This window comes from Flavobacterium pisciphilum, assembly GCF_020905345.1.
GTDB classification, from domain to species: Bacteria; Bacteroidota; Bacteroidia; order Flavobacteriales; family Flavobacteriaceae; genus Flavobacterium; species Flavobacterium pisciphilum.
This window is the reverse complement of the sequence record NZ_JAJJMO010000001.1, coordinates 20,446-34,892: the sequence shown is the minus strand read 5'-3', so window position 1 is coordinate 34,892 and position 14,447 is coordinate 20,446. Positions and strand designations below refer to the sequence as shown.

General features: G+C 31.7%; 15 protein-coding genes. 8 read left to right on the top strand and 7 right to left on the bottom strand.

Going from position 1 to position 14,447, the window contains the following annotated elements:
• Genes LNQ49_RS00160 through LNQ49_RS00135 form a run of 6 tightly spaced genes read left to right on the top strand, consistent with a single transcriptional unit; the run spans position 1 to position 4,271 of the window.
• Positions 1-714, top strand: a complete 714-nt coding sequence (locus LNQ49_RS00160; RefSeq protein WP_229986775.1) for a methyltransferase domain-containing protein — start codon at positions 1-3, stop codon at positions 712-714.
• Positions 711-1,763, top strand: coding sequence for a type III polyketide synthase (locus tag LNQ49_RS00155; protein WP_229986774.1), 1,053 nt, complete (start codon positions 711-713; stop codon positions 1,761-1,763). Before LNQ49_RS00160 ends, LNQ49_RS00155 begins: the two co-directional genes overlap by 4 nt.
• 14 nt (positions 1,764-1,777) lie before the next feature.
• Positions 1,778-2,206 carry a 3-hydroxyacyl-ACP dehydratase FabZ family protein gene (locus LNQ49_RS00150; RefSeq protein WP_229986773.1) on the top strand — a complete coding sequence of 143 codons (429 nt, stop codon included), beginning with the start codon at positions 1,778-1,780 and terminating at the stop codon, positions 2,204-2,206.
• Between the two features lie 23 nt (positions 2,207-2,229).
• Positions 2,230-3,501: a beta-ketoacyl-[acyl-carrier-protein] synthase family protein gene (locus LNQ49_RS00145; protein WP_229986772.1), complete on the top strand. Its 1,272-nt coding sequence runs from the start codon at positions 2,230-2,232 to the stop codon at positions 3,499-3,501.
• A gap of 27 nt (positions 3,502-3,528) precedes the next feature.
• Complete coding sequence (locus LNQ49_RS00140; protein ID WP_229986771.1) at positions 3,529-3,783, top strand: acyl carrier protein; 255 nt, start codon at positions 3,529-3,531, stop codon at positions 3,781-3,783.
• Positions 3,780-4,271, top strand: coding sequence for a 4'-phosphopantetheinyl transferase family protein (locus tag LNQ49_RS00135; protein WP_229986770.1), 492 nt, complete (start codon positions 3,780-3,782; stop codon positions 4,269-4,271). Before LNQ49_RS00140 ends, LNQ49_RS00135 begins: the two co-directional genes overlap by 4 nt.
• Here the strand turns inward: LNQ49_RS00135 and LNQ49_RS00130 are convergent, their stop codons facing one another.
• Together LNQ49_RS00130 and LNQ49_RS00125 are read right to left on the bottom strand one after the other, a co-directional pair.
• Positions 4,272-4,868, bottom strand: a complete 597-nt coding sequence (locus LNQ49_RS00130; RefSeq protein WP_229986769.1) for a 3'-5' exonuclease — start codon at positions 4,866-4,868, stop codon at positions 4,272-4,274.
• Between the two features lies 1 nt (position 4,869).
• The gene (locus tag LNQ49_RS00125; protein WP_229986768.1) at positions 4,870-6,786 is read right to left on the bottom strand and encodes a DUF294 nucleotidyltransferase-like domain-containing protein; all 1,917 of its coding nucleotides are present in this window, start codon (positions 6,784-6,786) and stop codon (positions 4,870-4,872) included.
• A gap of 618 nt (positions 6,787-7,404) precedes the next feature.
• Here LNQ49_RS00125 and LNQ49_RS00120 point away from each other — a divergent pair.
• A complete protein-coding gene (locus tag LNQ49_RS00120) occupies positions 7,405-7,692 on the top strand; it encodes a type II toxin-antitoxin system RelE/ParE family toxin (RefSeq protein WP_229986767.1) in 288 nt (95 codons plus the stop codon).
• Between the two features lie 2 nt (positions 7,693-7,694).
• Here the strand turns inward: LNQ49_RS00120 and LNQ49_RS00115 are convergent, their stop codons facing one another.
• The 3 genes from LNQ49_RS00115 to LNQ49_RS00105 all read right to left on the bottom strand — a co-directional run bounded on the left by LNQ49_RS00115 (position 7,695) and on the right by LNQ49_RS00105 (position 9,810).
• The gene (locus tag LNQ49_RS00115) at positions 7,695-8,003 is read right to left on the bottom strand and encodes a hypothetical protein (RefSeq protein WP_229986766.1); all 309 of its coding nucleotides are present in this window, start codon (positions 8,001-8,003) and stop codon (positions 7,695-7,697) included.
• Between the two features lie 309 nt (positions 8,004-8,312).
• Positions 8,313-9,218 carry a DUF5655 domain-containing protein gene (locus LNQ49_RS00110; RefSeq protein WP_229986765.1) on the bottom strand — a complete coding sequence of 302 codons (906 nt, stop codon included), beginning with the start codon at positions 9,216-9,218 and terminating at the stop codon, positions 8,313-8,315.
• Positions 9,219-9,396: 178 nt separating this feature from the next.
• The gene (locus LNQ49_RS00105) at positions 9,397-9,810 is read right to left on the bottom strand and encodes a hypothetical protein (RefSeq protein ID WP_229986764.1); all 414 of its coding nucleotides are present in this window, start codon (positions 9,808-9,810) and stop codon (positions 9,397-9,399) included.
• A 149-nt stretch (positions 9,811-9,959) separates the two neighbouring features.
• On the opposite strand from LNQ49_RS00105, the gene LNQ49_RS00100 reads away from it, so the two are divergent.
• On the top strand, positions 9,960-11,189 hold the full coding sequence (locus LNQ49_RS00100; protein ID WP_229986763.1) for a multidrug effflux MFS transporter: 1,230 nt from the start codon (positions 9,960-9,962) through the stop codon (positions 11,187-11,189).
• A gap of 497 nt (positions 11,190-11,686) precedes the next feature.
• On the opposite strand, the gene LNQ49_RS00095 is transcribed toward LNQ49_RS00100, so the two are convergent.
• Together LNQ49_RS00095 and LNQ49_RS00090 are read right to left on the bottom strand one after the other, a co-directional pair.
• Positions 11,687-12,955: an NAD(P)/FAD-dependent oxidoreductase gene (locus LNQ49_RS00095; protein ID WP_229986762.1), complete on the bottom strand. Its 1,269-nt coding sequence runs from the start codon at positions 12,953-12,955 to the stop codon at positions 11,687-11,689.
• An 83-nt stretch (positions 12,956-13,038) separates the two neighbouring features.
• Positions 13,039-14,373 (bottom strand): DEAD/DEAH box helicase, encoded by a 1,335-nt coding sequence (locus tag LNQ49_RS00090; protein ID WP_229986761.1) that lies wholly within the window; start codon positions 14,371-14,373, stop codon positions 13,039-13,041.
• Positions 14,374-14,447 lie beyond the last annotated feature (74 nt).

Sequence of the window (14,447 nt, the reverse complement as noted above, 5' to 3'; positions counted from 1 at the left end):
ATGGCTATAAAAACCAAATATAGAACGGATGATCCAGAGATTATGGATGACTTCAATTTAAAAGGGGATGTTTTACAAAACGCATTGGATAAAATCGCTAAAATAAATCAGCTTCTTGGAGGAAACTACTTAACTTTACAAGGAGTCGAAAAATTATTGGATGGTATTAGCAAAGATCAAACAATAACTATTGTAGATATAGGGTGCGGAAACGGAGACATGTTAAGGAAATTAGCCGATTATGGATTAAAACACGATTGGAATTTTAAATTAATAGGTATCGATGCCAATGCTTTTACAATAAATTACGCTCGAAAACTATCTAAACATTACCCCAATATAATTTACCGTTGCGAAGATATATTTGATGAATCATTTAGTAAATTAGAATACGATATTATATTGTGTACTTTGACTTTACATCATTTTAAAAATAATGAAATAATCAATCTAGCAACCATTTTTAATGCTAATGCAAGACTTGGAGTAGTAATAAATGATTTACACAGAAGTATTGTTTCTTATCGTTTATTTCAAGCAATGTGTTTTATTACCCAATTAAACGGAATGTCTAAAAAAGATGGCTTAACATCTATTTTAAGAGGATTTAAAAAACATGAATTACTTGATTTCTCTAAACAGTTAAACTTAAAAAAATATACCATTCAATGGAAATGGGCTTTCCGATATCAATGGATAATTTCAAAAACATGAGTGTAAAAATAACCGCCATTACTAAGCAATTACCCAAATATTCAAGAACAACTGAAGAAATTATCCCTTTTTTAGATTCGTGGCTTTTGGGGCAAGATGAACGCTTTATCCGAAAGGTAAAAAAAATCTTTGAGGGTGCTGCTGTCGATAAGCGATACTCTATTATGGATCCCATCGAGGTTTTTTCTAATACTTCTTTTGAGGATCGAAACGATATTTATGTCCGTGAGGTAATAGATTTAGGAGAAAAAGTCTTAAAAAAAGCCTTGGATAAATCAAACTGGAAGCCTGAAAGCTTAGATTATATCATTACAGTAAGTTGTACAGGTATTATGATTCCTTCTTTGGATGCCTATCTTATAAACAAACTCAAACTGCGTCAAGATATCGTGCGTCTCCCTGTAACCGAAATGGGCTGTGCTGCTGGTATTTCTGGAATTATCTATGCTAAAAACTTTTTAAAAGCCAATCCTGGAAAACGAGCTGCGGTAATTGCTGTAGAAAGTCCAACTGCAACTTTTCAGTTAGATGACTTCTCGATGGCAAATATTGTATCAGCAGCAATTTTTGGAGATGGTGCCGCTTGTGCTCTTCTTTCTTCACATGAAGATGATAATGGCCCTGAAATTATTAATGAAGAAATGTATCATTTTTATGATAACATCCATATGATGGGTTTTAAACTTGTAAACACCGGGTTACAAATGGTACTGGATATTGAAGTTCCAGAAACAATTGCCTCTCATTTTCCAGATATCATCCATCCTTTTTTAGCCAAGAACAAATTAAAAATAGAAGATATAGATCATTTAATATTTCATCCTGGAGGAAAAAAAATAATACAAACTGTAGAAGAATTATTTTCTGATTTAGGTAAGAATATCGATGACACGAAAGAAGTCCTTAGATTATACGGAAACATGTCCAGTGCAACTGTTTTATATGTTTTAGAGCAAATTATGGACAAAAAACCAAAAAAGGGACAAAGGGGTTTAATGTTGAGTTTTGGACCGGGTTTTTCGGCTCAACGTGTTCTATTGCAATTTTAAATATAGAATTAGAAATGACAAATCAAGATATTATATCTAAATTACCGTATAGCAAACCTTTTTTGTTTGTAGACGAAGTTATTTCTATATCTGAAAATGGAGTAGAGGGAACCTACTATTTTGATGAAAATTTAGATTTTTACAAAGGCCATTTTATAGCAAATCCTATTACTCCGGGTGTAATCTTAACTGAAGTAATGGCACAAATTGGATTGGTATGCTTAGGTATATTTTTATTAAACAAAGAATTCACTAAAAATACCTCAATTGCCTTAACATCAATTGAAATAGATTTTTTAAAACCTGTTTATCCAAATGAAAAAGTAACAGTTGTTTCAGAAAAAATGTATTTTAGATTTGGGAAATTAAAATGCAAGGTAACTATGAAAAACCAGCTTGGAGTTGAAGTTTGTTCTGGGATGATTGCCGGAATGATTGTTTAAATTTTAACCTTAAAAATAAGCAAATGCAAAAAAGAGTTGTCATTACAGGTCTTGGAGTCGTTGCCCCAAATGGGGTGGGGCTTGATGCATTTACAGATGCATTAAAAAATGGCCGATCAGGTATTAAATACGATGCTGAATTAGAACGCTTGCAATTTTCTTGTCATATTTCTGGAAAACCAGCATTATCTCCTGAATTGATAGCTGCTTATTTTTCTGAGCTTGAATTACGGAATTTTAATGCTACTGGAATTTTATATGGTGTAATTGCAGGTTTAGACGCATGGAAAGATGCAGGCTTAGCAATTCTAGAAAATGATGATCCTGATTGGGATAGCGGAACAATCTTTGGCGCAGGAACATCTGGAATAGAAAAATTTAGAGAAAGCATCTATAAAATTGATGATTTTCAAACCAGAAGATTAGGAAGTACTGTTGTAGCTCAAACCATGATTAGTGGCGTAAGCGCTTATTTAGGCGGCAAACTAGGACTTGGAAATCAAGTCACCACCAATTCATCGGCTTGTACAACTGGTACCGAAAGTGTTTTAATGGCGTACGAACGAATCAAACTAGGTCAAGCCAAACGAATTTTAGCAGGTAGCACTAGTGACTCTGGACCTTATATTTGGGGAGGATTTGATGCAATGAAGGTTTGTACTTTCAAACACAATGATACTCCCGAGAGTGGCTCTAGACCAATGAGTGCAAGCGCTTCGGGTTTTGTTCCAGGAAGTGGGGCAGGAGCCTTGGTGTTAGAAGATTTAGAAACAGCTCTAAATAGGGGAGCACGAATTTATGCTGAAGTCTTGGGGGGAAATATAAACTCAGGCGGACAGCGTGGGAACGGAAGCATGACAGCCCCAAACGCAACAGCTGTACAAAAATGCATTAGCAACGCACTAGAAAATGCTTCAGTTTCAGCCTCTGAAATTGATTTGATTAATGGACATCTTACCGCTACTAGTAAAGATGCTTTGGAAATTGAAAATTGGAGCATTGCATTAAATCGTAAGGGCAATGATTTTCCCTATGTAAATGCATTAAAATCAACTATAGGACATTGTTTATCAGCTGCAGGAAGCATAGAACTTGTAGCTTCGGTATTGCAATTACATCAAGGTTTTATTTTTCCAAATGTAAATTGTGAAGATCTACATCCAGAAATTACATCTATAATAGACAAATCTAAAATCCCAACTCAATTAATTAATTCCGATCTAAATATTATTGCCAAAGCTAGTTTTGGTTTTGGTGACGTGAATGGTTGCGTGATTTTAAAAAAATATAACTAACTCTCATTTAAAAAACAACTATTGAATATGGATAACCAACAACTACTAACCGAATTAAAAAACATTGTAAAGCCTTATGTTAAGAATGATACTGCTTTTGAAAATTTCACAGAAGAAACAAACTTCATAACTGATTTAAATATTAATTCTGCCAATTTAGTCGACATTGTCTTAGATGTTGAAGAAGCCTTTGATATTACAATTGATAACGAATCAATGGAAAAAATGGTTAATGCGAAAGCTGCTTTGAGCATTATTCAATCTAAACTAAGTGAAAAATGATTGGAAATGATATTGTTGATCTAAAAACTGCTCAACAAGAGAGCAATTGGAAACGCGAAGGTTTTTTAAATAAAATTTTTACCGACGAAGAACAATTGCTCATTCACAATTCTAATACGCCCGAAATAATGGTTTGGAATTTATGGAGTCGAAAAGAAGCTGCTTATAAAATATACAATCGCGACACTAAAATAAATGGCTATTTTCCAACAAAGTTAATTTGCATTTACGAATGTGCCCGTTTTGGTACTGTATCTATAAACAACAACTTGTATCATACTCAAACAACAATCACAAAAGATTATATACATACAGTTGCTGTTTCTAAAAGAGAAAATTTAAATAGAATCATCTCTTTAAACAGCAACTGTAAAATACTTAAAGACCAAGGGATTCCATATCTAATTGATGCTATTACAAAAGCTGTAATACCAATTTCAATAAGTCATCATGGACGTTTTATTGAGTCAATTAGAGTAAAGGAATAATTACTTTATCCCTAATCTTGATTTAAGTTTCAAGAATAGTAAGGCAATTTTATATGCATCTTCTGAAGATGAATTTCTTTCGCTTTTTGGAATTTTATAAATCTCACACAATTCATCTAGAGAGAACTGTCTGTCATTAATATCATGAAGCTTACGATACATAACATCTACATCTAAAGCTTCATTTTTTAATCTTCCACAGTCTAGTTTTTCTAGGGCTGCATTAATCATTTCTACATCAAAATTAATATGATGCCCAACCAAAACACCATTTCCAATATATTCAATTAAAGCTTTAAGTGCATCTGGTTCTGGTAATTTTTCCATTTTACTTTCAATAATAAACTCATTTGTAAGTCCGTTATCATGAAAGAATTTATACTGCAGCAAAACTGCTTCAAAACTATCCTGAATATGAATACTATTGTTTATTACTGCAAATGAACCAATAGACAGAATCACATCTTTAGTTGGGTTTAATCCTGATGTTTCGGTAGATAATACAACAAAACGCTCTGATTTAGTCTCAAATTTAGTGAGGTACTCTTTCCAGAAATCAGGGTATTCTTTGTTGATATTTTTCAGCCAGTCTAACATATTATGAAAATTGGGTCAGTTGAAATTTACTTTTTATAAGCTCTTCTAAATCTTTCATCGGAGCTAATGCATTTTTTAATTTTTCTTTATCGCTTTTTGATAGTTCTCTCAAATTGATATATTGTCCTGAATCATCATTTTTTAATCCTTCTACAGTTCTAAATTTTGACAAGGTTAAAAATGCTTCAGCACAACTAAGATAAATATCAGCATTTTTAGAATCAGTAATCGCTAATTGCTTAAATCGCAAATAGGTATTTTTAATTCCTTTTATATTCGAGCTCAATATAAGTAAACGTGCACCATCAATTAAAGGCATCAATGCACGTGTTTTAATATCAAACTTAAATTTATGTGGACCTTCTTCTTCAACAATAAATTTCTTAAAGAAGCTTAAAGGTGAATTCTTTCTCAACGCATCATTTCCTAAGAAATCAAAGAATAATGTATTGTTTATGGCGTTTTTGAATATCACATTTTCTATTACTTCTTCAATTTTTGGTTCTCCAAAAACAATCTCATAATCAAAGAAAATACTACTTAAATCATTGCTGTTTTCACCTGGAGTATTCATCCAACTGTTATATTGTTTTGTCCAGTCTGTCAGCGACTTACACCACAACATATTACTAGCCATATGTCCATTAGGGCAATATTCATATCCTATTTTTTCTAAGGTAGCTGTAGTTCTTTTTGCCAGATGCAAGAAGTAATCTTTTACATCACGGTATTTATCTGCAGTTACATCTTCAAAAATCAAAATACTATCCTGATCCGTCAATAAAAGCTGTTCTTTTCTTCCTTGACTCCCAATACTTAACCATGCAAAACGAGCAGGAGGTGAGCCCATCTCTAAAATTGAAAGCTCAACTGAACGTTTTATCAACGCCAGATTAATTTCATTTGCAATATTACTTATATGTGAAAGTGGAATATTCTTTTGTATGTAATTCTGAATCAAGTCTGATAAACGATCTCTGATTTGTTTCAAATCCTTAGGCAATTGCGAACGTTTAATTTCTTTTATCAATACTCCCGGATTACTAGCCTGTGCAACAATTAAATCATGCTCTGAGATAACTCCTTTTACAGCAGATTTACTTGTTCCGTCTTTTGTAACACATAAATGACTTACATTATTCTTTAGCATCAACAATTGCGCTTCGGCTAATGAAACATTTTCTATTACAGTTACAACAGGTGAGGACATGATTCTATCTACAGTTTCATCAATTGAGAATCTACCTGTAGCAATTTTAGAAGACAAATCGGCGTCAGTAACAATACCAATAGGTTTATTACTGTCACAAACGACAATATTATCAACCATAGCATCAGTCATGCGTATAGCAACATCTTTTACAATATCACTTGGTTTGGCTATTAATGGTGAGTTATTATAGCTTAAAGATTGTATGTATTGTATTTCTGATTGTTGGTCTGAATAGAATATATTATCAGAAATATGATTTCCTTTAAACTCTGCATTGTCTTTGGTATGACGCGTATTTGCTGCAAAACTTTCTAATAAGAAATTTAAAACATCTGGATTGTTTGCAACAAAAGGCCTAAAGACAGCAATTGGTATTGCGTACACAATACTTTCTTCTCTGGCTTTTGCCGTCATCATATAGTTATTCTTGGCAAAAAATGGGCGTAACCCAAATATATCACCATCATGACATTTATTTAATAATGTTTCTTCGGCATCGGCAATTACCGATAAATTAATAACGCCTGAAGCAACCACGTAAAAACTATCGTGCAAGGTGTCATTAACCTGAAACAATACAGCGTGTTTTTCTAAATTAATAACACGAATATTGGTCGCAATCTCAGATAGTTCTTGAAAAGTTAAGTTATCGAATGGCGGATATTCTTTCAAGAAATCTGCGATATGCTCAGCAATTGTATTCATAAGTTAGATAGATTTTTAGAAAGTATCGTTTGTAAAAATAATAAAATAAACCCTTACAATGAAAGGATAAATTATTTTGAATCCATTTATTTTACCATATATTAAGCTAAAATAAGCAATAAAACCTTTAAAATACAAACATAGGGATTGATATGAGCATTTTCAGGATTAAAAACATTCTATTTTACATAATATAAATTATAGGTCATTTATTATATAGTAGAAATACCAATGTACAGCGTTCAAACTAATATCCTTTAAAATTAGAAACATAAAAAAAGCCTCATTGTATTGAGGCGTATTTAAATATTTATTTGTCAAAATCATTTAAGCTAAATTTTAAACCCTGATATGGATTCTCGCTGTATGCTTCATTAATGTTTTGCATAATTGAAAAAGTTTTTACTTTTTTTTAAACTACAGAAATATCCACTTGACGAATACTTGTACAAAAAAATAAATCATTTTTCACATGAACACTCATTAGACGATTTATAAATTCTAGATAATCCTCAGTAATTATTAATCTAATATTTTTTTACGAACAAGTTAAAATAAAAATATTCTTACATTTTATTCAAATAAACACATATATTTACATTAAAAAATAAAGATCATATGGAAGTCGTTTGGACTCTAAAAGCCGAAAAGACATATTTACAAAATTGTGAGTATCTATTAGAAAATTGGAATTTAGAAGTAGCTACTAAATTTGATTCTGAAGTACTGAGAGTAATTGATTTGATATCAAAAAACCCATATTTAGGTCGCTATAACAATGATTTTAAGTGTAGTATCATTCTAATTGTAAAACAAATCTCTTTGTTTTATACTATTTACAAAGGAAAAATTACGTTAATGTATTTTCATGATAACAGACAAAAAAAGATAAACTTTGAAATATAATCTTATTTCTTTTTATTTTTTATTCTCTCTATCATTTCGCTATGCGGAATCGTTTTCCCATTTTTATAATCATTTCTAGCTTCCTCAAGCTCAGACATTAATTCCATTCTATAGTATTCTTCTGGAGAGATTATTTTTGCTATTGACATCATTTCATCCGCTGTAAAAGTTTGTGCTTTTAATTTTCTATAAAATGTCGGTACAGAAAGTCCTACCTGCTCTATGATATAATTCTTTTTGAACGGTGAATTAGTAATTAATTCATCTAGTTCTTCTGCTATCTTTTTAAAAGCAATAATTTCTGCTATCATATTTGATAATTTTTAATTACATTTATTTATCAAATATAGTAAAAAAATTGATACACAATATTGTAAAATAAGCTATTCGGAACTCAAAGCAATTCTAAAAATTAGAACAAATAAAAAAACCATCTTATTACTTAACAATAAATAAGTTCAATAAAACGTTTTTTTTTATGTCAATATTCGCTGTATGCTTCATTAATGTTTTGCATAATTGAAAAAGTTTTTACTTTTTTTTAAACTACAGAAATATCAACTTTATAAATACTGTGTCAACAGCATATTCGTGTAAAAACAAATATTTTTTAGATCAAATTACAAAGCTTGTTTTATTAAGCTCATAATGTATTCCAAATTCTTTGTATCACTAACTTTTAATTCATAATCTCCATTACCATGATGCCCTTTTACAGAAGCATCAATTGTTATTTTCTTAGGATCATCTAATGTTCCTTTTTTCATATTAATCCAAAAAATCATTTTATTCTGCTGTACATTAACATCAACTATATTGCTCTTTAACTTAAAAGCGATATACTTCTTTTTCGGTACAATTTCTATATCTGGAGATAAAGCTAAGATTGCATTTTTATAAGAATCGTACAGCTCTAACATTTCATCGCTTTTACCATTTAAATGACTATCTTCCGTATATACTACTATCTCTTTGATAACTTTACTTATGTCAGACCCCTCATTTTGTTGTACTAGTTTTATACTAGGTGCTGATTTAGATTTTTTTATCGGATTGATAATAACAATATCATTCTCAAATTGCTTTATTTCCCAAAGCTCGATAGCTAAATCTTTAAAATTAGATGATTGCTTTTGAAAATCAGTAAATGAAGGCGAAACAAAAACAATTCTGGATTGTGACCAGTCAACATCTGATCGTTTTAAATTTCCTTTCTGTGTCTCGTTATATTCTACAATAAAGTCAGCTCTATATTCCAACATCAGGTTCAAATATGATACTCCTTGGTCAATAACACTATAATTCTGGTTCCTTTTATACTCAATAATTACAAATGCTTTACTTTCTTCGTCGAATGCCAAAGTATCTATACGATTACTTTTTATAGTGAACTCAGACTTAATTAGTTTCAAATTTGTAATTTTATCTAAATTTCCTTCAAAAAGATTTTGAATATCTTTTTCCAACTTAAAGTTTATTTCTTTTAAGCTAGTCATCAAATTTTTATTTCGAGTAAATATGTTCATGCTTTTTTATTCTAATTTCAAGTTCTAATGTTTTGTATACTCAATTAATATGCACACTATGCGAATTTAAGATTTAAATATTCTTAAACAATGCTGTTTAAAAATAAGATAGAACAATTTTAAAAACATAAAAAAACCATCTTATTGCTAAGATGGTTTTTATTTGACTTATATAACTTTAATGTTTCTTTAGGTAAACCGATTTTCCGTTTACAAAAACTTCAAATTTATTTTTATCATCATAATATGCCGTTTTATAAACGTCTCCTTTAAAAAGGGCAATCTCACCATGAGTTCTTCCGTCAGTTTTTGTCGTATAATCAAATTTGATTGTTTTGTTATAAGGACCAATTGCTAAGCTGTATGCTGAGAACGCCGTCCCTCTTAAATCAAATTCTTGTTTTGAATCGATGACTTTATCATCTGCATAAAAATTTGTAATTTGTTTAGTAAGAGGAATATCAGGATAATATTTATTTACTTTTTCAAGAAATTCATACTGTTCAACACTTACTGGTTCAATTTTGGAAGTAATTGTTTGAGAAAAAGAAACTGTAGTAACTAAAAGTAATAATAAGGCACATCTTTTCATAATTGATAATTTTAAATTAATAATTATAGCCCTTTACAGAGCTAACTCTGTTAAAAAAATGGGTTTTTCATTAAAACATTTTTTAATGAATCAACAAGGTACGAAATATTTATCTTTGCATGGAAATAAAAATATTATTTTTTAAATAAATGACTACAAAAAAATACCTCCAATTAATCCTTATTTTAGGCTCTTTAACTGCTCTTGGACCGTTTTCTATCGATATGTATCTTCCTGGTTTTTCTGGAATTGCTAAAGATTTAAACACCACTGTTGCAAAAGTTTCTATGAGTTTATCTAGTTATTTTATAGGTATTTCGGCTGGACAACTACTTTACGGACCTTTATTGGATCGATTTGGTCGAAAAAAACCCTTATTCGTTGGATTGATGGTTTATATTTTGGCTTCTTTAGGATGTGTTTTTGTTACTGATATTGATACTTTTATTGGTTTGCGTTTTTTACAAGCTGTTGGTAGCTGTGCTGCAACTGTAGCTTCTGTGGCAATGGTTCGTGATCTTTTTCCTGTAAAGGATATTCCTAAAGTTTTCTCTATGCTTATGCTTGTTGTTGGTCTTTCACCAATGCTTGCTCCAACTATTGGTGGTTATGTAACTTCTGATTATGGATGGCATACTGTTTTCTTTATATTAATGTGTATGGGAATTGTGATTTTAATTGCTTCTCAAGTTGGCTTACCCAACACACATAAACCTGATACCTCTATTTCTCTAAAACCAAGACCTATAATTACTAACTTCCTTAGAGTTGTAAAAGAACCTCAATTCTTTACTTATGCCTTTACAGGTGCAGTGTCTTTTTCTGGTTTATTTACTTATGTAGCGTCCTCTCCTATCGTTTTCATGGATATTTTTAAGGTTGATGCTAAAATTTATGGTTGGATTTTTGCCTTTATGTCTTTGAGTTTTATTGGTGCTAGTCAGTTGAATTCGTTTTTATTAAGAAAATTTTCTAGCGAACAAATGATTTTTGGTGCATTGATTACTCAATCTGTAATTAGTATTGTCTTTTTGATTTTGGCTATAAACAACTTCCTTGGTTTATACGAAACAATCGGCATGTTATTCATTTACTTGGCTTGTCTAGGAATTTCAAATCCTAATACTGCTGGTCTTACAATGGCTCCTTTTGCTAAAAATGCTGGAAGTGCATCGGCGTTAATGGGTGCAATTCAGCTTGGTTTAGGTGCAATCGCTTCGTTTGCAGTTGGTGTTTTTGTAAAAAGCTCTATTGTTCCAATGGTTGCTATTATGACAACGACTACTATTACTGCTTTTATTATTTTGAATATTGGTAAGCGTTTTATAAAAGAAAAAGTTGCTATTTCTAACGATGATGAAACTGTAGTGCTTCATTAAAGGATCTGAGGTACTGAGGTGCTAAGATTAAAAAAGGTTCAAAGTTGCAAAGGCTCAAAGGTTTTACTTAGATTACTCTTTTATAGTACTGTGACTGCAAACTGCAAACTTTTCAGCACACAGGTTTTTTATTCTCAATCTTGTCACCCTGACGAAGGAAGGGTCTCATAAAGTAACTCAATCTACAAACTGTGAAATGTGAGTTGTGAAACGTGAAATGGATATTAACCGCAAAGTATGCAAAGGTCTACGCAAGGGACGCAAGGTTTATTTTAGTTAAAAGTGGAAACTGTGATTGAAAAAGGTTCAAAGTTGCAAAGGCTCAGAGGCTCAAAGGTTTATTTTGGTTAAAAGTAGAAATGGTGAAATGTGAAATGTAAGCTGTAAGTTGCGGCTGAGTACTGAGACTGAATACTGAGACTATAAACTGCATATGCAAAAAAGGTTTTTCTTTAAAATTTAAAGAAAAACCTTTTTTATTAATTGTAAGCGTATTTTTAATTGATTGCTTGTTTTTTATCTGGTCTGATAATCATACGTAGCGATTGGTCTTTTGCAAAATAAGCTACCATCCAGTTGTAAAAAGTACTTAAACGATTACGGTATGTAATAAGTGATATAAGGTGTATAAATAACCAAATTACCCAAGCCAAGAATCCTTTGAAATGCCATTTTGGTTTTGGTAAATCAACAACGGCTTTATTTTTACCTATAATCGCCATTGATCCTTTGTCTACATATTTAAAAGGTTTTAAGGGTTTGTTTTGTACAATTGCCTTAAAGTTTTTTGCTAGATTTAATCCTTGTTGAATGGCTACTTGTGCCACTTGTGGATGTCCGTTTGGAAATGCTGGGTCTGTATCCATGATTGATGTATCACCAATAGCATAAATATTTTCCAATCCGTTTACTTTATTATGTGCATCGGTTGCCATTCGTTTTCCACGTCCGTAACTCTCCATCGGAATACCATCAAAAGCTTTTGCCGAAACTCCCGCTGCCCAAATTAAATTTTTGGTGTGAATTGTTTCTCCATTTGAAAAATACACGATATCATCTACATAATCTGTTACTCGGTTGTTGAGTTTTACCACAACGCCTAGATCTGTAAGCGCTTTGAGTGTGTCTTGTTGTGAAGCTTTACTCATTGGAGCCAATAATGCATCTCCCCCATCGACTAAATAAACATTACTTGCCGAGGTATCGAGTTCTGGATATTCTTTTAATAGAATGTTTTTACGCATTTCGGCAAACATTCCCGAAACCTCTACTCCTGTTGGCCCTCCTCCTGCAACAACAATGGTTAATAATTTACGGCGTTTACGTATATCTTTGCAAATTGCTGCTTTCTCAAGGTTTTTAAGCAACGTATTACGCATTACAATGGCATCATTAAGCGTTTTCATCGGAATGGCGTTTTTCATTACGTTCTCCATTCCAAAATAACTAGTCTCTGCTCCTGTTGCAAATACTAAATAATCGTATGTTAATTCTCCGTTACTAAGAATTACTTTATTTTCGGCCGGAACTACTTGTTCTAATTCTCCCAATCTAAAGCTTAGGTTTTTTTTGCCTGCAAAAAATTTCCTAAAAGGATAACTGATACTTGAAGGTTCTAAAAATGCAGTCGCAACCTGATATATAAGTGGTGGAAAAAAATTATAGTTGTTTTTATCTACAAGTGTTACTTGTATTTGAGGCTGGTTTACAAGCTCTTTTGCTAGATTTATTCCTGCAAAACCACCTCCTATGATTACTATCTTCATATATGCTTTCTATTAAATAGGTTTTATAAAAAAATACCTTATAAAAGTACAACATATATCAGCAGCTACAAACGTAACAATACTTACTTTTTGAATTTTTTAACAGGTTTTTCAACTACCTCTGGTTTATTTTGCAAGATATAATTTGCCAACAACTTTTCTATCAATTCGTCTTTAGTTAAATGATGAAAAACTGTTTTTACTTTTGTTTTTAATTCTGTTGAAACGTCGTGATTTGGTTTTGTTTTGAAGATTTGTTTTGCCCACAAAAGTGTATTGTTTTCTTCTAGACTTGCAACTGATGGTTTTTTAAATTCTGTGAATTTAATTCCTAATTCTTTTTCAAAATCTGCTATTTCAACAACCTCTTCTGGTTGCAAAACTGTAAGTGATAATCCCTTTGCTCCTGCTCTAGCTGTTCTACCACTACGGTGTACATAAGCTTCGTAAGCATCTGGTAAATGGTAATTCACAACGTAAGAAATTTCTTTGACATCTATTCCCCTAGCTGCTAAATCCGTAGCAACTAATATATTGATGTGTCCTTCACGAAATTGCTCCATGATTCGGTCTCTTATTCCTTGTGACAAACTACCGTGCAATGCTCCTGATGAAAAACGGTTTATTGCTAAGTTTTTAGCCAGCTTGTTTACTGCTGCTTTTGTTTTACAAAAAATAATTCCGCGTTCTCCATCTCTTGAATTCAAAAAATGCATTAAAACATCTAGTTTTTCAATTGGATCAACTACTATGTATTCGTGGTCAATTCCTTGATTTCCTACGGTTTCCATATTTGCACTTACCTGAACTACATTTTTGGATAGGTAGTTCTGGATCAATTGCTTGATTGTCCCCGGCAATGTTGCTGAGAATAAGAATGTAGTATGTTTTTTAGGTAATTCGGCTACGATTTCATCTAGACTTTCTTTTAAGATTGAAACCATTTCATCGGCTTCATCCAAAATAAGATATTGTGTCTCTTTTAGATTGATTGCTTTTCGCTGAATTAAATCGATTAATCGCCCTGGCGTTGCAACCACGATATGAGTTGGTTGCGTAAGTCGCTCTATTTGTGGCTTTATCGGGATTCCCCCGCAAGTAGCTGCTATAGAAACTTGTGGCTGGTATTTTGAGAAATCTTCTAAATTTTTAAATATCTGATGTCCTAATTCTCTGGTTGGAACTAGAATTACTGCTTGTACTGTAGGTAACTCTGGATTTATTAACTGCAGTAATGGCAATCCAAATGCTGCTGTTTTTCCTGTTCCTGTTTTTGCTAAACCTACTACATCACTGTTATTTGCCAAGATTAGCGGAATGGTTTTCTGCTGAATTTCGGTTGGTGTAACAATATTTAATTCGGTTAGTGCTTTTAGTATTGGTGCTGAAATTCCTAAATCTGAAAATTGTTTTGACATTATTTTATTTTTTTAAAATTGAAAAATTTAAAGATTTAAAAATTTCTAACTGTACTTTAATCTCTCAGGTGGTT